The sequence below is a fragment of the Polaromonas sp. P1_G2 genome (genome assembly GCF_056405515.1).
Window position 1 is genome coordinate 1 of the sequence record NZ_JBFUBY010001335.1, and the last position, 421, is coordinate 421.

At 61.0% G+C, this 421-nt stretch carries 1 protein-coding gene; it reads left to right on the plus strand.

Features of this window, described 5'->3' with window-relative positions:
* A partial coding sequence (locus tag AC1D0P_RS30430; protein WP_477680138.1) for an ABC transporter permease occupies nucleotides 1–421 on the plus strand: 421 nt, incomplete at both ends.

The following is a 421-nucleotide window of genomic DNA, read 5'->3' on the forward strand; positions in this document are numbered from 1 at the left end:
CCTTCGTCATCATCACCGGCGGCATCGACCTTTCCGTAGGCGCCGTCGTCGGCTTCTCCAGCGTGGTCATCGCCTGGCTGATGCAGGCCGGCACTCCCATGTGGCTGGCGATCGTGCTGACCCTGCTGATTGGCGTCGCGATCGGCGGTTTTCACGCCTTCGGCATCGTACGCATGGGCTTGCCGCCCTTCATCATTACACTTGCCACACTGACGGCACTCCGGGGTATCGGACTGCTGATCACCAATGGCTCGACCATCAACATCAACAATGATGATTTCACCTCGTTCTCGCTGGCTGACTTCCTCGGCATACCGAGCCTGTTCTGGATGGTGATCGCCGTCGGCGTGCCCGCTTATGTCTTGCTGCACCATAGCCGCTGGGGGCGCTACCTCTTTGCCGTCGGCTCAAACCGCGAGGC